Source organism: Limnohabitans sp. TEGF003, from assembly GCF_055395455.1.
On sequence record NZ_AP029225.1, the window covers coordinates 3039045 to 3059449 of the forward strand.

Consider the following 20405-nt stretch of genomic DNA (forward strand, 5'->3'; position numbering starts at 1 on the left):
TGTTTGATGTTATCACATCAAACGTCCATCATATCTGGTGCACCTGTTTCAACAGGGGCATCCTCCATGGGCTTCAAAACGCCTCGAACCCATTGACCGGCAAGCCCGCCACCGCCACCCGCATCGCAAACACACACCCGGCATCGGGATACTGCGCCAGCTCTTGCGGGCTGCGGCCCTGGCGCGAAGTGGTGATGAACAGGGTTTTCAGGTCTGGCCCGCCAAAGCAGGGCATGGTGGGGCAAGGCACAGGGGTTTTCACTTCGGCCAGCACCTCACCTGCAGGCGACAGGCGCAGCAAGCGCTGGCCTTCGTATTGGGCGGACCAGTAACAGCCTTCGCTGTCCACCGCCGCGCCATCGGGGCGGCCGCCATAGGGGCTGCCATCTCCCCAGCTCCAGCCTGCGGGTTTGGGGGCCATTTGATGGAACACGCGAGGGGCTGACAGTTGGCCCGTCGTCGCCTCAAAGTCAAAGGCGCGCACCTGGTGCGCGGCCGTGTCGGCCCAATACGTGGTGCGGCCATCGGGTGACCAGGCCAGGCCGTTGGCCGTCACCACACCGTCCATCATGGCGTGCAGGCCTTGGCCGTCCAACATGTAAAGCACGCCGAGCGCCTGGTCTTTGGGCTCGTACAGGCTGCCCGCCCAAAAGCGCCCTTGCGCATCACACTTGCCGTCGTTGAAACGCAGGCGCGTGGTGTCGTAAGGCGCAGCCGCCAAAAGCTGCAAGTCACCCCCCCATTCGCGCGCCAGGTAAATGCCATCGCGCAGGGCCATGACCAAGCCACCGCCCTGCACTGGTGCGATGCAGCCGGGCTCTTGCGGCAGGGGCCAGTAGTCGACTGGGCCCTGGGCCTGTAGACCCTGCACCGCCACGCGTGCAATGCGACGGTCTGGAATGTCCACCCAGTACAGGCGTTGTTCAGTCGGGTGCCAGAAAGGCGACTCGCTCAAGCCACCGGGTTCGGCGGTCAGGGCTCGCCAAGGGCTTGCATCCCCCAAGGTCATGGCGCTACAAGGCGAAGGTGGAAATCGCGGGCACAGCAGCCACCACCACCACCCCCAGCAACAAAGCCACCAAATAGGGCCAGATGGCGCCCATCACCTCGTCGGGCTTGGCGTCACCAATGCGGCAGGCCACATAAAAGCCCACCCCAATGGGCGGCATCATCAGGCCCACGTTCATGGCACACACCACCACCATGGCGTAGTGGATGTCGTGGATGCCCAGCTTCTTGGCAATCGGGAACATGATGGGGGCCAGCAGCAGCACGGCAGGCAAACCTTCCAGCAAGCACCCCAGCACCAGAAACACCACGATGGTGACGGCCAGAAAAGCGATCGGGCCGCCCGGCAAAGTGGTCAGAAAACTCGACAATTGCTGCACCACGCCGCTTTGGGTGATGGTCCAGGCCATGGCCGAGGCCGCGCCCAAGATCAACAAGATCGCACCCGACAAGGCGGCCGTCTCAACCAGCATGTCGTAGAACTTGCGCAGGCCAATGCCGCCGTACATCACCTGGCCAATCACCAGCGCATACAACACCGCGATGGTGGACACCTCGGTGGCCGTGGCCACGCCGCCACCCACCGCGCTGCGGATCAAAAAGGGCAGCACCAGCGCGGGGGCCGCCACCAGCAAAAAGCGGCCGATGACCGAAATCGGTGGACGCTTGACACCCTCGACCTGCTCATGCCGCGCCTTCCAGCGGGCCAGCACCAACAAGGACAGCAGCAGCACCATCGCCACCACAAAGCCGCTCTGGAACAGCCCGGCAATCGACACACCCGCCACCGAACCCAGCACGATCAGCACAATGCTGGGCGGCACCGTGTCGGCCATCGCCGCGCCCGTGGCCAGCAAGGCCACCATTTCCTTGGGCTTGTTGCCGCGTCGCTTCATCTCAGGAAACAGCGCCGGGGCCACGGTGGCCATGTCCGACACCTTGGAGCCCGAGATGCCCGAAACAATGAACAGCGAGCCCAGCAGCACATAGGACATGCCGGCCTTGACGTGGCCGATCAGCGAGGCCAGAAAATCCACAATCGCCTTGCCCATGCCGGTGGCGTCGAGCACGCAGCCGAGCAGCACAAAAATCGGCACCGACACCAGAATCAGGCTGGACATGCCCTCGTCCATGCGCCCCACCACGATCAAGAGCGGCACCTGGGTGGTGAACGCCAGATAGCTGAGCGCCCCCAAACCAAAACAAAACGCGATCGGCACGCCCGCCATCAGGCACACCGCCACCACGCCCACCAAAAAGATGAGCATGTTCCAGCTGCCCAAGTTGGGCAGCGTGGCGCTGTATGCATGGCAAACAGCGGCCACAGCCCCAACCGCCACAGCCGCGCTGAGCAGCGCCCGCACAGGCACGGTGCGCGCAGCGTAGGCCAGCACAATCAGCAGCATCACGCCCAAGCCAAATGGGATGGACGCCACGCGGTAGGTGTTGGGCAAGTCCAGCGCGGGCGATTTGATGAACCATTCTTCCTGGGCGTACTCCACCGCCGAAGGCAGCAAACCCACCAGAAACGCGACCACCACCGTGAGTGCAAAGGCATGCACATACGGCTGCACGCGCGTTGGCAGCTTGTCGACCACCAGCGACAAGCGCAAATGCTCGTTGCGGTGCATCGCCAGTCCGGCACCGATCATGGTCAGCCAGATGAACGAGGTCGACACGACCTCGTCAATCCAGACAATCGAATTGGCAAACACGTAACGCGACAAGACAGCCGCCAGAAGCAACACCACAATGCCCACCATCAGGGCGGCCGAAACCGCCTCCAGGGGGAACATCCAGCGTGACGCTTTTCGACCACCGCCCGGGCCGGCAGCCTCTGGTGCGGAATAGTGCTCGCCGCCCAAAAGCGGCTGGGTCTGAACGTCCGTCATAAGTGTGCTGTTTCTCGTTTTTATCTTGTCTGCGCCGTGGCCGATCAGCCCAGTTTGCCGCTGTAGCGTTCCAGCAAGGCCCAGGCCTCGTCACCGAACTTGGCTTTCCACTCGGTGTAGAAACCGGCTTGGCGCAGGCGGTTACGGAAGGTGTCGGCCTTGGCGTTGTTGAACACCATGCCTTTCTCGGTCAGCGACTTTTGCAGCGTGGCGTTCATGGCGGCCACATCGGCGCGTTGCTTGAGGCCAGCAGCGTTGATGTGCTTGGCCACGATGGTGCGCAGGTCGGCAGGCAGACGGTCCCAAGCGCGGCGGTTGGCCAGGAACCAGAAGCCGTCCCACATGTGGTTGGTCACCGAGCAGTATTTCTGCACTTCGTTGAGCTTGGCGGTGTCGATGATGGCCAGCGGGTTTTCCTGACCGTCCACCACCTTGGTTTGCAGAGCCGAATACACCTCGGCAAAGTTGATCGAGGCCGGGGCCGAGTCAAAGGCCTTGAACATGGACGTCCACATGGGCGACACGGGCACGCGGATCTTGAAGCCCTTGAGGTCGTCGGCCGTCTGGATCGGCTTGGTGGACGAGGTGATCTGGCGGAAACCGTTGTCCCAGATGTTGTCCATGGCCACCAGGTTGGCCTTGCTGATTTCCTTGCGCACATGCGCGCCCAGATCGCCGTCGAGCGCTTTCCAGACGGTGTCGTAGTCAGGGAAGGCAAAACCCAGGCCGGTGATGGCCGCACCCGGCACCAGGGTGGACAGGATCAGGCCCGACAGGGTGAAGAACTCGATGCCACCAGCGCGCAGCTGGCTAAGCATGTCGGTGTCGTTGCCCAGCTGGCTGGCCGGGAAAATCTGGATGTCCACGCGGCCCTTGGTCTCGGCCAGGATGGCAGCGGCCATTTCCTTGGCGCGCAGGTTCATCGGGTGGGTCACCGGCAAGTTGTTGGCGTATTTGTAGGTGAACTCGGCCTTGGGCTGGGCCAGCACCTGGCTCATGGGCAAGGCGGCCACGGACGCGGCGGCAGCAGTGCGCAAAACGGAACGGCGGGAAAGGGTCATCTCAGTCTCCTAAAGGTGGGTCATCGATCAAACTCGGGGCCGGGTGGCCCCACTTCACTTCTCTCTCTTCTCAAGTCACGGCCTGCAACTGCAGGTCGCCTCGTTCTTCCAGCATCTGGCGGATGTCTTTCTTGGTGATTTTCCCGTAACCCGACTTGGGCAAGGCATCCCAGAAAAAGACATGACGCGGCCAGCGGTACTTGGCACAACGCCCCTCCAGATGCGCCAACAGTGCTTGCGCCGTCAGGGCCGGGTCACGGCTGACCACCACGGCCACGCCCACCTCGCCCCATTTGGCATCGGGCACACCCAGCACGGCCACTTCGGCCACGGCAGGGTGCGTCAGCAAAATTTCTTCCACTTCACGCGGGTAGACGTTGGAGCCCCCCGAAATGTACATGTCGGATTCTCGCCCTGTAATGTAGAGCAAACCCCGCGCGTCGAGCCGCCCCAGGTCGCCGGTGTGGAACCAGCCCCCGCGCAGCGCCTTGGTCGTGGCGTCTTCGTTGTTGAAGTAACCCGCGAACACGGCCGGGCCCCGGCAGCAGATTTCGCCCACCGTGCCCGTGGGCACCGGGTTCATCTGCGCGTCCAGAATCGCCACCTCCATGCCGGTGCGTGGCCGCCCGCAAGAGCCGATGTTCGCATTCGGGTCGGCATCATCGATGGCGTGCATGGAAGGCGGCAGCACGGTGATGCAGCCCGTCACCTCACCCAGACCGAAGTACTGCACCAGCACCGGGCCGAGTTTTTGCAAGGCCAATTTCTGGTCGGCCCGGTACATCGGGGCACCCGCGTAGATCACATAGCGCAGGCTGCTGTGGTCGAACTGGTCCACCGCCGGGTCTTCGACCAACAGCTTGACGATGGTGGGCACGGTGAACAGGTTGGTCACGCGGTGCTTTTCGACCAGACGCCAGACTTCGGCCGGTTCCATGCGCTCGGACGGCAGCAGCACCGTGGCCGCGCCCCGCGCCACATTCAGCAGGGCATGGATGCCCGCGCCATGCGACAAAGGCGCCACCGCGATCGAGCAGTCGGTCTCACACGTCCCGGGGATCAGATCGGCCAGGTGGTTGGTCACCACAAACGCCAGCTGCCCATGCGTCAGCATGCCGGCCTTGGGGCGGCCGGTGGTGCCCGAGGTGTAGAAGTACCACAGCACCTGGTCGGGCGTGACGGTTGCCATGGCGGTGGGCGCACCCGCATGGCGTGCCAGCAGGTCTTCGTAAGCCGTTTCGCCCGCACGCGGCTTGCCGATGGTGATGACGTGTTGCAGGCGGGGGCTGGCTTCGCGCACGGCGTCCACATGCCCGGCAAACACATCCTCGGCCAGCATGAAGGTGGCCTCGCTGGAGCTGCCCAGGTAGGCCACTTCGGGCGGCGTCAACCGGAAATTGGTCGGCACCCAAACCGCGCCCAACCGAAAAGCGGCCCAGCAACTCTCGAACATGGCCAGGCTGTTGCGCGACTGCACCAGCAGCTTGTCGCCCGGCTGCATGCCCATCTCGCGCAGGCCCTGCACCAAAGCGTCCACCCGCGCGTTGATCTCGCGCCAGGTCCACTGGCGCTCACCCTGAATCAGCCCCGGCCGGTCCGGGAACAGCGCGGCTGTCTGCGCCAGCAGGGCCGACAGGTTCATGACCTGTGCGTCGCTCATGCCGCACGCTCCAGCACGCTCAGATAATTGGCCACCGCCGCGCCGCCCATGTTGAACACCGCACCCAGCCGGGCATTGGGCAGCTGCATATCGCCCGCCTCGCCCGTCAGTTGCATGGCGGCCATGACGTGCTGCGACACCCCGGTGGCCCCGATCGGGTGCCCGCGTGACTTGAGACCGCCCGAGGGGTTGACCGGCAGTGCCCCATCGATGCGGGTCACGCCATCCAGAATGACGCGTGCGCCCTGTCCGTGCGGGGCCAGGCCCATGGCTTCGTATTCGAGCAACTCGGCCACTGTGAAGCAGTCGTGCGTTTCCACAAACGACAGATCCTTGAGCGACACCCCGGCGGCATCGAGCCCCTTGTGCCAGGCCATGGCCGCCCCTTCAAAACGGGTCGGGTCGCGGCGCGACAGGGGCAAATATTCATTCACCTGCGTGCGCGACTTCCAGCGCACGGCGGGCACGCGGGCACCGGCCACGGGCGCTTTGGAGATCACGAGCGCAGCGGCGCCGTCGGACACCAAAGAGCAGTCCGAACGCTTGAGCGGACCCGCCACAAATGGGTTTTTGTCGGACGGGTGGCGGCAAAAGTCAAAACCCAGATCGCGGCGCATGTGGGCGAACGGGTTCTTCAGCCCGTTGGCGTGGTTCTTGGCGGCGATGGCGGCCAGTGCGTCGCTCTGGTCGCCAAAGCGCTCGAAATACGTGGCCGCGATGGTGCCAAACACGCCCGCAAAACCGGCCGGGTTGGCCGCTTCTTCTTTCACATAAGAGCAGCGCAGCAAGGTTTCGGCGATCTTGGCACCGGGCACGGCGTTCATGATCTCGAAGCCCACCACCAGCGCGTGGCGCACACGGCCGGATTCGACCGCGTCCATGGCGGCCCAGATGGCCGCCGAACCGGTGGCACAGGCGTTCTCAAGACGCACCGCGGGCACATGGCGCAGGCCCGGCACCGCCATGGCCACCAGCGCCCCGGTGAAGTCCTGCGGCATGAAGCCGCCGTTGTAGTGGCCCACAAACACGCCATCGATGTCTTGCGCCTGCAAGCCGGCGCTGTCCAGCGCGGGTTGCACCGCATCGCGGATCAGTTGCTCGGCATCGACCGCGTCGAGCTTGCCAAACGGGGTGTGGCCCCAGCCAATGATGCAGCTGCTGCTCATGATGCGGCTCCCACGTTCTGCAGCTCGGGGGTGGTGCGGCGCAAGGTGGGCAAACCCACACCCGAGGCGTCAAAACCGCCATCCACCGCCAGAAACTGGCCATTGATGAAGCTGGCCTCTTTGCTGCACAAAAAGCCCACGGTGTTGGCCATCTCTTCGGTGCTGCCGTAGCGGCCCAGCGGGATGGTGTCGTAATAGTCCGAGCGGATCGCCACGCTGTGCACCAGCTTGGCCATCTCGGTCTCGACCGGGCCGGGGCAAATCACGTTGGTGCGCACACCATAGTTGCCCAGCTCCACCGCGAATTGCTTGGTCAGGTGGATCAGCGCGGCCTTGCTGGTGCCGTAGGCCACGCGCAGCGTGCTGGCACGCAGGCCCGAGATCGAGGCGATGTTGACGATCGCGCCGCTGCGCTGGGCGGCCATGATCGCGCCAAAGGCATGCGAGCACAAAAACGCGCCGTCCAGGTTGGTGCTGAGCACCTGCCGCCATTCGGCAAACGTGGTCTCCAGCACCGGCTTGAACACCGCCACACCCGCGTTGTTCACCAGCGCATCGACCCGGCCAAAGCGGGCCACCACGGCGGCCGCTGCGGCATCGACCTGATCGGGTTGCGACACATCGCAGTGCAGCGCCAGCACATCACCCGGGCGGGCCAGTGTGCGCTCGGTGGCGGCCAGCGTGGCCTGGTCAACGTCGAGCAAGGCGACCTTGTAGCCGTGGTTCAGGAACCACTGGCCGATGGCCAGGCCAATGCCGCGGGCACCGCCGGTCACCACAGCAACAGGCGTGGTGACAGGAATGGAATTTGAGGAAGTGGTCATGTGGATGGGTCAATGGTTGGGTGGGTGAAAAAAATCAAACAGCGCCGGACTCGGCTGAGGGCAGCCACTCTTCCAGAGTGACTTCCAAAGTGGCAAACACCAGGTTGTGGCCGGGCACAAAACGACCGCTGACCACCTGGCCTGCGGCATCGACGACCACACCGTTCAGGTCGGCCGTGGTCTGGCCGTGGGCGTCGGTGCGCAGCTCGCCAAACAGGCTGAGCACCTCCACGGCGGGGCCTTCGACAAAGATTTGCTGACCCGAAGGGACCTGCAGACACGCATCGACCAGGCTGCCCAAGCCCACACGCACCAGCGCATGACGCAGGCCCTGAGCGCGGCAAATGGCCTGCAGGCCCTGGACCAGGTCTTCGTTGGGGGCCATGCGGCCATACACCATGCGGCCCAGACGGCCCTCTTCGGTTTGCATGGTGTGCACAGCTTCAACCATGGTGTGTGCCTGCCACGGTGGCCACAGCCGGGGGCTGGATGGCATGGGGTTTGAGCATGTGCAGGCGGGTTTCGTCGTCAAAACCCAGGCGCAGCGCCACGCCATCCAACACCGACACCAACACCGTGACGGGCCGCTGGCCCACCACGGTGCGGGGGGTCAGCACATGCCCGCCGCGCACACGGCCTTGGGCATCGGCGAAACTGGCGTGGCAATGGATCACGGGAGCGCCCTGCTCGTCCTGACCCAGGGTGGCGCTGCCGCGCAGCAAGCTGGCGCCCTGCAAGACGATGGGTTCGCCATAGGTGGCCATGAGCTGGCCTGCAGGATCAGGGACAGGCAGGCAATACGCCACCTCGGCCAGGTCACCGCCCATGAGCGCCATGGCGGCGGCCTGGACACCTGCAGCGCCCAGCGCACGCGTCAAGCCCTCGTGCAAACAATTGCCCGCCGTCAAGGACAAGCGGATTTGCCGCCCGCCATGGGCCGCCACGTGTGACAGGCGCAGGTCTGCGCGTGGCCCGGGATGGACCAATGTGCGTGGCCGCCCGGAGGCGGGCTCCGGGAGGTGTCCCGGTGCGGGAGCTGCCATGTCATGTCTCCTGGCCTGTGTTGGCCATCTGTTCTTGGCTCGACCTCGTGGGGTCGCTTTGGGTTTGTATTTTGAGACCAATTCAGGGCCTCGCTTTGTTTCTGTTAAATTTACTTTACAGATCAATCTATTTGCAAAAAATATCAATGGACATGCGCCACCTGCGGTGTTTTGTCGCTGTGGCCGAAGAACTCCACTTCGGCCGTGCCGCCCAACGCCTGCACCTCACCCAGCCCCCGGTCAGCCTCGCCATCAAGGAGCTCGAAGACGAATTGGGCGTGCGCCTGCTCGAACGCACCTCGCGCCGCATCGCCCTGACCCCGGCCGGAGCAGAGGCCCTGCAAGACGCCTATGCGGTGCTGGCCTCGGCCGATCTGATGCGCCGCCGCGCCCAGGAAGCGGCCCAAGGCCTGATGGGCTCGCTGACCATCGGCTTCATCAGCCTGCCCGCTTATTCGTTTTTGCCGCCGCTGCTGCGGCGCTTCACGCAGGACTACCCCCGGGTCAAGGTGTCTTTGCTCGAAGGCACCACCGACCAGCTGATCCACGACGTGGAAAGTGGGCGCATCGACCTGGGCCTGGTGTTCCAGACCTCGGACCTGCCGCCCACGCTGGATGCGCAACTGGTGCTGCACGAGCCCCTGGTGGTGGCTTTGCCCGAACACCACCCGGCCGCCGCACAGACCACGGTGTCCTTGGGCAAACTGGCGCAAGAGCAATTTCTGGGCTTTGAGCGGCACAACGGCCCGATGATGTTCGACGCCATCGTGGCCACTTGCATGAAGCACGGTTTCAGCCCGCAAATTTTCAGCGCCCGCCAGATGCACACCATCGTCAGCATGGTCAGCGGCGGCTTGGGCGTGGCGCTGGTGCCAGCCTGTGTGCAGGCGCTGCAACGCCAAGGTGTGGTCTACCGACCCCTGCGCGGCGACAAACCCCTGGTGGCCACCGAAGCCGTCTGGCGGTCATCCGACCAGTCCCCCGTTTTGCAAGCCTTCCGGCAGATGCTGCCCAAGGTCAAATAGGGCCCGCCCAAAAAACAGCCCGCAGGGCCGAAGCGTTGCGGGCTGAAGACACGATGAACAAAGGGTGGCTTGCGCCACCCTTTGCCATGAGGTTTGCCTTGACCGGCTTTAGCCGTGGTAGGCCGACTCACCGTGCGAAGAGATGTCCAGACCTTCGCGCTCTTCTTCTTCCGTGACACGCAGACCGATGGTCAAGTCCACGATCTTGAAGGCGACCACCGAGACCACACCCGACCAGACGATGGTCAGCAGCACAGCCTTGGCCTGTGTCCAGACCTGAGCGGCGATGGAGTAAGCGTCTGGCGTGACCATGGCCACGGTGACCCAGTCACCCACGGCGCTCGGGCCACCCAAGGCGGGCGAGTTGAACACGCCGGTCAGCAAGGCACCGACGATACCGCCCACACCGTGCACACCGAACACGTCCAGCGAGTCGTCTGCACCCAGCATCTTCTTCAGGCCGTTCACACCCCACAGGCAAGCAAAACCTGCCACGATGCCGATCACCAGACCACCGCCGAGGCCGACGTTGCCTGCGGCGGGCGTGATGGCGACCAGGCCGGCCACTGCACCCGAAGCGGCACCCAGCATGGAGGCTTTGCCGCGCATCAGGGCTTCACCCACGCACCAGGCCAGCACCGCACCGGCTGTGGCGACCAAGGTGTTGATGAAGGCCAGGGCTGCGAAACCGTTGGCTTCCAGCGCCGAGCCGGCGTTGAAACCAAACCAGCCCACCCACAGCAAGGACGCGCCCACCATGGTCAAAGTCAGGCTGTGCGGCGCCATGGCTTCACGGCCATAACCGATGCGCTTGCCCACCATGAAGGCACCCACCAGACCCGCCACAGCGGCGTTGATGTGCACCACCGTGCCGCCTGCGAAGTCCAGTGCACCCCACTGCCAGATCAGGCCGGCCTTGCTGGTCATTTCGTCGGCCACTTCCTTGGCGGTGTAGGCGTCAGGGCCCATCCAGAACCAGACCATGTGCGCCACAGGCAGGTAGCTGAAGGTGAACCACAGCACCATGAAAGCGAGCACGGCAGAGAACTTGATGCGCTCGGCGAATGCGCCGACGATCAGCGCACAGGTGATGCCTGCGAAGGTGGCCTGGAAAGCGGCAAACGAGATCTCGGGAATGACCACGCCCTTGCTGAAGGTGGCCGCGTTGGCAAAGGTGCCGCCCACGTTGTCCCAGATGCCTTTCATGAACAGGCGGTCAAAGCCCCCAATGAAGGCGTTGCCCTCGGTGAAGGCCAGGCTGTAGCCGTAGATGAACCACAGCACGGTGATCATCGAGAAAGTGACCACGACCTGCATCAACACCGACAGCATGTTCTTGCTGCGCACCAAGCCACCGTAGAACAGGGCCAGGCCCGGAATGACCATCAGGATCACGAGGATGGTGGACACCATCATCCAGGCGATGTCGCCCTTGTTGGGCACGGGTGCGGGTGCGGTTTCGGCTGCAGCGGGGGCCGCAGCAGCAGGTGCTGCAGGGGCGGGTGCTGCGTCCGGTTTGGCTTCAGCCGCTGGTGCCGTCACGGCAGCAGGGGCAGTGGTTTGTGCGGTGGCGACAGACGCCGTGCCGAACACACCAAGACCCAGACTCAGGCCCAAGGCCAGGGTAGCGAGTAGTTTTTTCATTTATCGACTCTCTTTCTTGTCCATCAAAGGGCTTCTGCGCCGGTTTCACCGGTGCGGATGCGAACCACTTGCTCGAGGTCGTACACGAAGATCTTGCCGTCGCCGATCTTGCCGGTGCGGGCACCGGACTCGATGGCTTCGATCACACGCTCGACCAGTTCGTCCGAGACAGCGGCTTCGATCTTCACTTTGGGCAAAAAGTCGACCACGTATTCCGCGCCGCGGTACAGCTCGGTGTGGCCTTTTTGACGACCGAAGCCTTTGACTTCGGTCACGGTGATGCCCTGCACTCCGATGCCCGAAAGTGCTTCACGCACCTCGTCCAGCTTGAAGGGTTTGATGATGGCGGTCACCAGTTTCATGTTGGCTCCTTGTGTGTTTTTGTGGGGCTTAGAAGGCGTACTTCAGGCCGACTGTCACTCCAGACTTGCCGTTGAATTTATCTTTGAGTGTGTAGAACACCTTGTCTGCGTCAGTGCCCACCAAAGCAGCGCTGGCTGTCAAGCCATTACCCAAATCTTTGGAGAGTGTCAGGGCGTAATCGGTGTATGTCCCGGCGTCATTGTTTTTGACCATTTGATGACCCACATGCGGCACCAAAGTAAAACCATTGCCCAGATCAAAAGCAGCGCTCAAGTCAAGGTAATAGCTGTTTTTGCTGTTAGGGGTACCAAACACGTTGGTCAACGAATGAGAGTACTTAGCAGTCACAACGCCAAACGTTGCCGCACCGTAAACCTCGCTGGTGTTGGCATTTGCGTAAAGCGGAACTTCACCAAGCTTGTTGCCCACGTATTCATAGCGCAAGAAACCAACGTCGTACGCAACAGCCCCCACAGTACCTTTGTAGCCACCATACAAGTCAAGTTCGACATTGCCTTTGGAAGCGCCAGAGTCTTTGATGAACTTGATCGTGGAACCCCAAGCGCCCACATAAAAACCACTCTTGTCGGCGTAATCCACACCACCTTGCAAAGCGGGCTGCAGACGGGACTGGGAAATGCCACGGTAACGGTAGTCGCTGGTCACGCCCACATTGAAGGACAGGCTGCTCTCGGGAGTCGCCGTCTGGGCTTGTGCCAAACCGCTCACAGAACCCAAAGCCAGAGCCATCAGGGAAGGAACGAGGATTTTTTTCATGGTGAACTCCAAAAAAGTGAAGAAAGGACAAGCACCTCATGCAGATAGCGTGCCAACTCACTTCAGACCCCATCACCAAGGGCATTTACCAGTGCATGCCCGCTCTGTGCGTGCTTGAATGGCATTCCAACAAGATCCGTGCGCATGATCTGCGTGCACGGACACACACCATGCACCAGCATGGGGCAGGGAGAGGATATGAGTCTCAGTTTGGTGCACAGCCGCGCATTGGTCGGCCTGCAAGCGCCCGCCGTCACCGTCGAGGTGCATCTGGCCAATGGTCTGCCCAGCTTCACCTTGGTGGGCTTGGCCGATGTCGAGGTCAAGGAAGCCCGCGAAAGGGTGCGTTCAGCCTTGCAAAACAGCGGGCTGGACTTTCCGCACAACAAACGCATCACCGTCAACCTGGCCCCGGCGGACTTGCCCAAAGACTCCGGGCGGCTGGACTTGCCGATTGCGCTGGGCATATTGGCCGCCAGCGGGCAGATCGACGCCAGCAAGCTGGAAGGCTACGAATTCGCGGGCGAGTTGTCGCTGTCGGGCGAACTGCGCCCGGTGCGTGGCGCCCTGGCCATGAGCCTGGTGCTGCGCCAGCAACACGTGCGCACCCGGCTGGTGTTGCCCCCAGGCAGCGCCGAAGAGGCCGCCCTCGCACCAGACGCCGAAGTCTTCCGGGCCCGGCATTTGCTCGACGTGGTGCAACAGTTCCTGCCACCCTCCAACGAGCCCCCGCCGGAGCCGGGCGAGGGCTGGGTGCGCATGGCGACCTCTGTGCCCCATGCACCACCACGCTACGCCGACCTGGCCGATGTGAAAGGCCAAGCCGGCGTGAAACGGGTGCTGGAAATCGCCGCCGCAGGAGGCCACTCGCTGCTCATGGTCGGCCCACCGGGCTCGGGCAAATCCATGCTGGCCCAGCGCTTTGCGGGTTTGCTGCCGCCCATGTCGATCGAAGACGCGCTGGAGTCGGCGGCGGTGGCCAGCCTGGCCGGGCGCTTCGATTTGGCCCGCTGGGCGCAACGCCCCACCGGCCAGCCGCACCATTCGGCCAGTGCCGTGGCTTTGGTCGGTGGGGGCTCGCCGCCCCGACCTGGAGAAATTTCACTGGCGCACCATGGGGTGCTGTTCCTGGACGAACTCCCGGAGTTTCCAAGAGCCGCTTTGGAAGCCCTGCGCGAACCGCTGGAGAGCGGCACGATCACCATCGCCCGGGCAGCGCGGCGGGCCGAGTTTCCAGCGCGTTTTCAGCTGGTCGCCGCCATGAACCCCTGCCCCTGCGGCTACCTGGGCAGCAGCACGCGGGCCTGCCGCTGCTCGCCCGACCAGGTCAGCCGCTACCAGGGCAAGCTCAGCGGGCCACTGCTCGACCGGATCGATTTGCACATCGAAGTGCCCAGCCTGAGTGCACAAGACCTGCTGAACGCCCCGCCCGGCGAAAGCACCAAGGCCATTGCGGCCCGCAGCCTGGCCGCCCGTGAACGGGCGCTGGCCCGGCAAGGCTGCGCCAACGCGGCGTTGCAAGGCCAGGCCATCGACACCCATTCACGTCTGGACGACAGCGCCACCAGCTTGCTGCAAAAGGCTGCCGCCAAGCTCGGCTGGAGCGGACGCAGCACCCACCGCAGCCTGAAAGTCGCCCGCACCATCGCTGATCTGGCCGGCAGCGACACCATTGCCGCCGCACACGTGGCCGAAGCGGTGCAGTACCGGCGGGTGCTCAAGGAATCCTGACGCGCAGCGCCGGTTACAACTGAAAACACCTCCACAGGGGCTTTGTCGGCACCGGCCTGACGGGCGCGTTAAGGTTGGACACACTCCTGGAGAGGCAAACGATGAAAAAGACTTTGGGTACTTTGGTGATGGCGCTGTCCCTGGGGGCCGTGAGCACACAGGCCTTGGCTGGGGGCCCCCACGGTCATGGCCATGGGCACCACCCACGCGCCTCTTCCGGCTACCACCAACGTTCATCCGACTGGTTGGGGCCACTGATCGTGTTGGGCATTGCCGGCGCCGCCATCAGCGCAGCGGCCAGTCAACCAAGCACCGCACCGCCGCCCCAGGTGACTTATGTGACACCCCCGGTCACCTACGTGCCACCGCCTCCGCCCGCGAGTGCCAGCTACTTTTGCAGCTCGGTGGGGCAGTTTTACCCGAACACCGCTTATTGCCCGGAGGGCTGGCAGCTGGTTTACCCCGTGCGCTGAGACAGACTGCACTGGCAGCGGTCATGACGGGCCGCGTGTTTGTCAAGGGTATGCTCTGACCCATGCATCCTCTGTACCGCAGCGTGGCGGCCTGAAGCACTTTCTGCCGTGCACCCACCGCGCCTGATTCCCTTCAGCTTCTGGCTGTCTTTGCCCCAGCTCATCACCTGGGGCAGTGTTTTCTACACCTTTTCCTTGCTCATGACGCCCCTGGAGGCCGAGCTGGGCATGGGCCGGGCCGAGTCTTCGCTGGCCTTCAGCCTGGCGTTGCTGGCCGAGGGCTTGATGGCTTATGCGGTCGGCCGCTGGATCGACGCCGGACACGAGCGTGTGGTGATGACGCTGGGGTCGGTTTGGGTGGGGCTGGGTTTGCTGGGGCACAGCGCAGTGACATCGGTGGCCGGGTTTTATGCCGCCTGGATCTGGCTGGGCCTGGGCATGGCCGCCACGCTCTACACCCCGGCATTTGCAGTGGTCACACGGCGCTATGGGCAGGACTTTCGCCGCGCCATCATCGCCCTCACGTTTCTCGGCGGCTTGGCCAGCACCGTGTTCATCCCTTTGTTTTCCTGGTGGATGGACCTGTGGGGTTGGCGACAAGCCCTGTGGGCGCTGGCGGCGCTGCAATTTTTGGTGTGCATGCCTTTGCACGGCTGGCTGCTGCAAGGCGCACCGCGCTCCTCCTGCCATGCACCGTCAAAAAATGGAAACAACAGGCCAACGACGCTGCAGTCCACGGTCTCGGTGCGTGAACACCTGCGGCACGCCCCCTTTTGGCTGCTGGCCCTGTTCATGGTGCTCATGATGTCGGTCACCTCTGCCCTGCCCGCCCACATGATCGCTTTGCTGCAAGAGGCGGGTTTGTCCCCCACATGGGTGATTGCCGTGCCGGCAGCCATTGGCGTGATCCAGGTGGTGGGGCGCGTGGTGCTGTTTCTCTTTGAACGCCGCTGGGACGTGCACACCGCCAACCGCTGGATCCCTGGCTTCATTCCCATGGGGGTGCTGGCGCTGTTGCTCGGGGGTTTTCACCCGGCAGGGGCACTGCTGTTTGTGCTGTTGTTCGGCCTGGGCAACGGCATGATCACCATCGTCAAGGGGACGGCGCTGGCCCAATACGTGAGCCGCGACCACGTAGGCCAACTCAATGGCTTGCTGGGTCTGCCGATCGCGGTGGCCAGAGCCGCTGCCCCTTTGACGGTGGGCCTGCTGTGGTCACCCGCAAGCGGTTACCAGTTGGCCCTGCTGTGGCTGCTGGTGGCCAGCCTGTTGGCCACCGCCGCCTTGTGGGTGGCGCAAAGACATGCCCTGAATACCCAGCCTTGAGGGGTGTGCAAACCGCCACACCCGAAGCTGCGCCCCTGCTTATATCCACAACGGCATATATAACCAACTAAAAAATCGTTCCCATGTCTTTGGTGGCTGGCCACAATCGCACCATTGTTTTCAACCACCCTAAAGGGATTGTCCAAATGAAACACCTCACCACCCTGGTTCTGGGCCTGGCCCTGTCGGCCGCCGCCTCGGCCGCCCAACCCCTGCTCAGCCCCGCCGAGCTGCAGGCCAAACTGAACAACCCCCAAGTGCGCGTGATCGACATCCGCGACGCCAAGTCTTATGCCGCCGGGCACATCGCCGGCGCGGTCAACGCACCTTACGGCAGCTGGCGCGGCCCCGCGCACAACCCGGGCGAACTGCCCGAGTTGCCCAAGCTGACGGCGCTGGTGCAAAGCCTGGGCCTGACGCCCGCCACCCACGCAGTGGTGGTGTCGAGCGGCGCTGACGCCACCGACTTCGGTGCCTCCGCCCGCGTGTACTGGACGCTGAAAGTGCTGGGCCTCAAGGAACTGTCCGTGCTCAACGGCGGCCTGAAAGCCTGGAGCGAAGCCGGTCTGACGCAAAACACCGACGCCGTCAAAGTCGCCGCCAGCAACTTCCAGCCCAAGCTGGACCACAGCCAGATCGCCACCAAAGAAGAGCTGATCCAGCGCGTGAAGGCCGGTGACGCCACCCTGATCGACGCCCGCCCTGCCGCCTTCTTCAACGGCGAAACCAAAGCCCCCGCTGCCAAAGTGGCTGGCACCCTGGACGGCGCTGTGAACCTGCAACACGACAAGTGGTTCGCCCCCGGCAGCTCGACCTTTGTGCCCGCTGACCAGGCCAAGAAAATCGCCGCCGCCAGCCCGATCGACCCCGCCAAAGAAACCGTGTCTTTCTGCAACACCGGCCACTGGGCAGCGACCAACTGGTTTGCCATGTCCGAAGTGCTGGGCCAGAAAAACGTGAAACTCTACGCGGGCTCCATGGTCGAGTGGTCGCAAGACCCGAACGGTCTGCCCATGGCCAACGTGCCCAGCCGCACCACCCAGCTGCTGCAGGATGCCAAGGCCTGGGGCGCCAAAACCTTCAGCAAATGATGGTCCAATAAGACTTATGAAACGACTCCCTTTAGCGGCCATCCTGGCCGCTTTTTTCATCTTCCTGATCCTCGAAGTCTCGGTGCGCCAGTCGGTCTTGCTCCTGGTGGGCGTGGGCATGGGCGCGGCTTTGGCCGGGGCACGCTTTGGGTTCACCACCGGCTGGCGTCAGCTCATCGAACAACGCAACCCGCAAGGCGTGACCGGCCAGGTGCTGCTGCTGGCACTGGCCAGTTTGGCGGCGCTGCCGCTGCTGGGCCAGTTTTCTGAACTGCACGCCGCCTTGGGGCCACCCAGCGTGAGCCTGCTGGTGGGCGCTTTCGTGTTCGGATTGACCATGCAAATTGCCGACGGCTGCGGCTCTGGCACGCTCTACAAAGCGGGCCTGGGTGTGCCGCTCAACATGGGCATCCTGCCCTTGTTTGCTTTGGGCAGTTTTTTGGGCTCGGTGCACCTGGACAGCTGGTTGTCACTGGGCCAGATGGAACCCGTGAGCCTGAGTGAGCAACTGGGCACTTCCGGGGCCTTGGGCCTGACCCTGGCGCTGCTGGCCGCCGTGCTGGTGGTCACCCGCCTGTGGGTGGGCGCGGGTCAGACCTGGTTCAACAAACGCTGGCTCTGGGGTGCCGTGGCGCTGGCCATTCTGGCCACCATCAACCTGCTGCTGGCCGGCCAACCCTGGGGCGTGGTCTATGGCTTTGGCCTGTGGGCCGCCAAAGGCGTGGTGGCGCTGGGCCTGTTCGACCCTGCGGGCAACGCCTTCTGGGGCCAAGCTGGCAACGCGCAGCGCCTGACGCAAACCGTGCTGATGGACGTGACCACCATCACCAACATCGGCATCCTGGGCGGCGCGCTGTGGGTCTCGGCCAAGGCGCCTGGCGACAGCAAACCCCTCACAACGCAGCAATGGGTGATCGGCCTGGTGGCCGGTTTTGTGATGGGCTACAGCTCGCGCCTGGCCTTTGGCTGCAACATCGGCGCCATGCTCAGCGGCATCTCCACTGGCAGTCTGCACGGTTGGATCTGGGTACCCATGGCCTTTGCGGGCACGCTGATCGGTGTGCGCGTGCGCCGCCACTACCAGTTTTGAAGGAGGCTGCATGAACAAAACACAGCAACTGCAAGCGGTCTTCTGGCTCAGCCTGGCCGCCTTTCTGGCCTGGGACTTCAAGACATCCAATCCCGTAGATCTGCGCAACGAACCGCCGCTGATTGCGGCCGGCTCGGGCCAGGCCACGAGTGGGGGGCATTGTTCGATGGCCAAGTGAAGCGACTGTTTGGGTTCAATCTCCCGAGGTTTGAATTTCTCGTGAGACTGTCCACAATCCCGCCGCCCACATCCCTGCTGCAGAAATGGCTCTGCCATGGGGGCGGTCGTTTTCTGACCCGAATGCGCGCCAGCCCTTTCGCTCAAGACGGTCAAAGGGCCGAAGACCGTTGAAACGCTTGGGCATTCCACCCCATACAGCCCCTGGCCAGATTGCCGCCAGCAACGGCATGACAGACATCAAATTGTCTGGACCATCTCCGGCACAGCCGCAAACAGATCGGCCTCGAGGCCGAAGTCGGCCACGCTGAAGATCGGCGCTTCGGGGTCTTTGTTGATCGCCACGATCACCTTCGAATCCTTCATGCCCGCCAGGTGCTGTATCGCACCCGAGATGCCCGCTGCGATGTACAGCTGCGGCGCGACGATTTTGCCGGTCTGGCCAACCTGCAGGTCGTTGGCGGCGTAACCGGCATCGACCGCTGCACGGCTCGCGCCAATGGCCGCGCCCAGCTTGTCGGCCAACGGCGTCATCACTTCGTTGAACTTCTCGGCGCTGCCCAATGCCCGGCCACCCGAGACGATGATCTTGGCGGCGGTGAGTTCAGGGCGGTCGTTCTTGGCGATCTCGCTGCCCTTGAAGCTGCTCTTGCCGCTGTCTGCTTGTGCGGCTGCGGATTCGACGGCAGCCGAGCCACCTGTGGCGGCTGCGGCGTCAAAGCCGGTGGTGCGCACGGTGATCACTTTGGTCGCGTCGGTGGACTGCACGGTGGCCATGGCGTTGCCCGCGTAGATCGGGCGCTCGAAGGTGTCGGCCGAGATGACTTGTGTCACATCGCTGATTTGCGCCACATCAAGCTTGGCCGCCACGCGGGGGGCCACGTTCTTGCCTGCGGCCGTCGCGGGGAACAGGATGTGGCTGTAGTTGCCCGCGATGGCCAGCACTTGGGCGGCGACGTTCTCGGCCAGGCCATGGGCCAGGGCTTCGCTGTCGGCGTGGATGACTTTGGCCACGCCCGCTATTTTGGAAGCGGCTTGCGCGGCAGCAGCGGCGTTGTGGCCAGCGACGAGCACATGCACATCACCACCGCAAGCGGCAGCGGCGGTGATGGTGTTCAGGGTCGCGCCTTTGATGGAGGCGTTGTCGTGTTCTGCAATAACCAGAGAAGTCATGTTTTTTCCTTGATTCGTTGTTCTGTGGGAGCGAGCCCCTGCTCGCGAATGGCTGTTCATCGCCATTCGGCCGCGGGGGCGGCCTCCCACAAAGAGCCTCAGATCACTTTGGCCACGTTTTTCAGCTTATCCACCAGCGTGGCGACGTCGGGCACCTTGATGCCGGCGCTGCGCTTGGCGGGTTCTGCCACCTTCAGGGTCTTGATGCGGGGGGCCACATCGACGCCCAGGTCTTCCGGCTTGAAGGTGTCGAGCTGCTTTTTCTTGGCCTTCATGATGTTGGGCAAGGTCACGTAGCGCGGCTCGTTCAGGCGCAGGTCGGTGGTGACCACCGCAGGCAGGCTGATGCTGAGCACTTCCAGGCCGCCGTCGATCTCGCGGGTCACTTGCGCTTTGCCGTCCACGATCTCGACCTTGGAGGCGAAGGTGGCTTGGGGCAGGTCGGCCAATGCGGCCAGCATCTGACCGGTCTGGTTGCAGTCGTCGTCAATGGCTTGCTTGCCTAGGATGATCAGGCCGGGTTGCTCTTTGTCCACCAGGGCCTTGAGCAGCTTGGCCACGGCCAGGGGCTGCAGGTCCAAGTCAGCGGGGGTCTCGACCAAAATGCCGCGGTCGGCACCGATGGCCATGGCGGTGCGCAGGGTTTCCTGGCACTGGGTCACGCCGCAAGAGACGGCGATCACTTCGGTGGCCAGCCCTTTTTCTTTCAGGCGCACGGCTTCTTCAACGGCAATCTCGTCAAAGGGGTTCATGCTCATCTTGACGTTGGCAATGTCCACGCCCGAACCATCGGACTTCACGCGGACCTTGACGTTGTAGTCCACCACCCGCTTGACGGGAACGAGAATTTTCATGGTGTCTCCTTGGGTATACAGCACCGC

The 20405-nt window shown here is 63.5% G+C and carries 20 protein-coding genes; 7 read left to right on the top strand and 13 right to left on the bottom strand.

The features are described from left to right. Window positions 1–73 precede the first annotated feature (73 nt). The 8 genes from ACZ5RT_RS14500 to ACZ5RT_RS14535 all read right to left on the bottom strand — a co-directional run bounded on the left by ACZ5RT_RS14500 (window position 74) and on the right by ACZ5RT_RS14535 (window position 8654). Window positions 74–1009, bottom strand: coding sequence for an SMP-30/gluconolactonase/LRE family protein (locus ACZ5RT_RS14500; RefSeq protein ID WP_464452921.1), 936 nt, complete (start codon window positions 1007–1009; stop codon window positions 74–76). 4 nt (window positions 1010–1013) lie between these two features. Then, entirely contained in the window at window positions 1014–2900 is a 1887-nt protein-coding gene (locus ACZ5RT_RS14505) for a TRAP transporter large permease (protein ID WP_108427943.1), read from the bottom strand. 44 nt (window positions 2901–2944) lie between these two features. Then, the gene (locus tag ACZ5RT_RS14510; RefSeq protein WP_108427944.1) at window positions 2945–3961 is read right to left on the bottom strand and encodes a TRAP transporter substrate-binding protein; all 1017 of its coding nucleotides are present in this window, start codon (window positions 3959–3961) and stop codon (window positions 2945–2947) included. A 70-nt stretch (window positions 3962–4031) separates the two neighbouring features. Then, a complete protein-coding gene (locus ACZ5RT_RS14515) occupies window positions 4032–5621 on the bottom strand; it encodes an acyl-CoA synthetase (RefSeq protein ID WP_291925662.1) in 1590 nt (529 codons plus the stop codon). Next, the gene (locus ACZ5RT_RS14520; protein WP_291925657.1) at window positions 5618–6787 is read right to left on the bottom strand and encodes an acetyl-CoA acetyltransferase; all 1170 of its coding nucleotides are present in this window, start codon (window positions 6785–6787) and stop codon (window positions 5618–5620) included. The genes ACZ5RT_RS14515 and ACZ5RT_RS14520 overlap by 4 nt, the downstream gene beginning before the upstream one ends. Then, complete coding sequence (locus ACZ5RT_RS14525) at window positions 6784–7611, bottom strand: SDR family NAD(P)-dependent oxidoreductase (RefSeq protein WP_291925655.1); 828 nt, start codon at window positions 7609–7611, stop codon at window positions 6784–6786. The genes ACZ5RT_RS14520 and ACZ5RT_RS14525 overlap by 4 nt, the downstream gene beginning before the upstream one ends. Before the next feature lie 34 nt (window positions 7612–7645). Then, window positions 7646–8062 (bottom strand): PPC domain-containing DNA-binding protein, encoded by a 417-nt coding sequence (locus ACZ5RT_RS14530; RefSeq protein ID WP_291925652.1) that lies wholly within the window; start codon window positions 8060–8062, stop codon window positions 7646–7648. Then, complete coding sequence (locus ACZ5RT_RS14535) at window positions 8055–8654, bottom strand: PCC domain-containing protein (RefSeq protein WP_291925649.1); 600 nt, start codon at window positions 8652–8654, stop codon at window positions 8055–8057. The genes ACZ5RT_RS14530 and ACZ5RT_RS14535 overlap by 8 nt, the downstream gene beginning before the upstream one ends. Before the next feature lie 146 nt (window positions 8655–8800). On the opposite strand from ACZ5RT_RS14535, the gene ACZ5RT_RS14540 reads away from it, so the two are divergent. After that, window positions 8801–9679, top strand: a complete 879-nt coding sequence (locus ACZ5RT_RS14540) for a LysR family transcriptional regulator (protein ID WP_291925646.1) — start codon at window positions 8801–8803, stop codon at window positions 9677–9679. 108 nt (window positions 9680–9787) lie between these two features. Here ACZ5RT_RS14540 and ACZ5RT_RS14545 read toward each other — a convergent pair whose 3' ends face one another. The 3 genes from ACZ5RT_RS14545 to ACZ5RT_RS14555 are packed head-to-tail and all read right to left on the bottom strand — an operon-like array spanning window position 9788 to window position 12463. After that, entirely contained in the window at window positions 9788–11323 is a 1536-nt protein-coding gene (locus ACZ5RT_RS14545) for an ammonium transporter (RefSeq protein ID WP_464452922.1), read from the bottom strand. A gap of 23 nt (window positions 11324–11346) precedes the next feature. After that, window positions 11347–11685 carry a P-II family nitrogen regulator gene (gene glnK / locus ACZ5RT_RS14550; protein ID WP_108427952.1) on the bottom strand — a complete coding sequence of 113 codons (339 nt, stop codon included), beginning with the start codon at window positions 11683–11685 and terminating at the stop codon, window positions 11347–11349. 28 nt (window positions 11686–11713) lie between these two features. Beyond that, a complete protein-coding gene (locus tag ACZ5RT_RS14555; RefSeq protein WP_291928272.1) occupies window positions 11714–12463 on the bottom strand; it encodes a TorF family putative porin in 750 nt (249 codons plus the stop codon). A 198-nt stretch (window positions 12464–12661) separates the two neighbouring features. On the opposite strand from ACZ5RT_RS14555, the gene ACZ5RT_RS14560 reads away from it, so the two are divergent. The 6 genes from ACZ5RT_RS14560 (at window position 12662) to ACZ5RT_RS14585 (ending at window position 18352) form a co-directional block, all read left to right on the top strand. Continuing rightward, entirely contained in the window at window positions 12662–14194 is a 1533-nt protein-coding gene (locus ACZ5RT_RS14560; protein WP_291928269.1) for a YifB family Mg chelatase-like AAA ATPase, read from the top strand. A 101-nt stretch (window positions 14195–14295) separates the two neighbouring features. Further along, window positions 14296–14667 carry a hypothetical protein gene (locus ACZ5RT_RS14565; protein ID WP_464452923.1) on the top strand — a complete coding sequence of 124 codons (372 nt, stop codon included), beginning with the start codon at window positions 14296–14298 and terminating at the stop codon, window positions 14665–14667. 108 nt (window positions 14668–14775) lie between these two features. After that, a complete protein-coding gene (locus ACZ5RT_RS14570) occupies window positions 14776–15993 on the top strand; it encodes an MFS transporter (RefSeq protein WP_464452924.1) in 1218 nt (405 codons plus the stop codon). 146 nt (window positions 15994–16139) lie between these two features. Then, window positions 16140–17084, top strand: a complete 945-nt coding sequence (locus tag ACZ5RT_RS14575; RefSeq protein ID WP_464452925.1) for a sulfurtransferase — start codon at window positions 16140–16142, stop codon at window positions 17082–17084. Window positions 17085–17100: 16 nt separating this feature from the next. After that, the gene (locus tag ACZ5RT_RS14580; protein WP_464452926.1) at window positions 17101–18174 is read left to right on the top strand and encodes a YeeE/YedE thiosulfate transporter family protein; all 1074 of its coding nucleotides are present in this window, start codon (window positions 17101–17103) and stop codon (window positions 18172–18174) included. Between the two features lie 10 nt (window positions 18175–18184). Next, window positions 18185–18352, top strand: coding sequence for a hypothetical protein (locus ACZ5RT_RS14585; protein WP_416559814.1), 168 nt, complete (start codon window positions 18185–18187; stop codon window positions 18350–18352). A 239-nt stretch (window positions 18353–18591) separates the two neighbouring features. Here ACZ5RT_RS14585 and ACZ5RT_RS14590 read toward each other — a convergent pair whose 3' ends face one another. After that, complete coding sequence (locus tag ACZ5RT_RS14590) at window positions 18592–19524, bottom strand: electron transfer flavoprotein subunit alpha/FixB family protein (RefSeq protein WP_464452927.1); 933 nt, start codon at window positions 19522–19524, stop codon at window positions 18592–18594. A 98-nt stretch (window positions 19525–19622) separates the two neighbouring features. Continuing rightward, the gene (locus ACZ5RT_RS14595; RefSeq protein ID WP_108312888.1) at window positions 19623–20378 is read right to left on the bottom strand and encodes an electron transfer flavoprotein subunit beta/FixA family protein; all 756 of its coding nucleotides are present in this window, start codon (window positions 20376–20378) and stop codon (window positions 19623–19625) included. Between the last annotated feature and the right edge of the window lie 27 nt (window positions 20379–20405).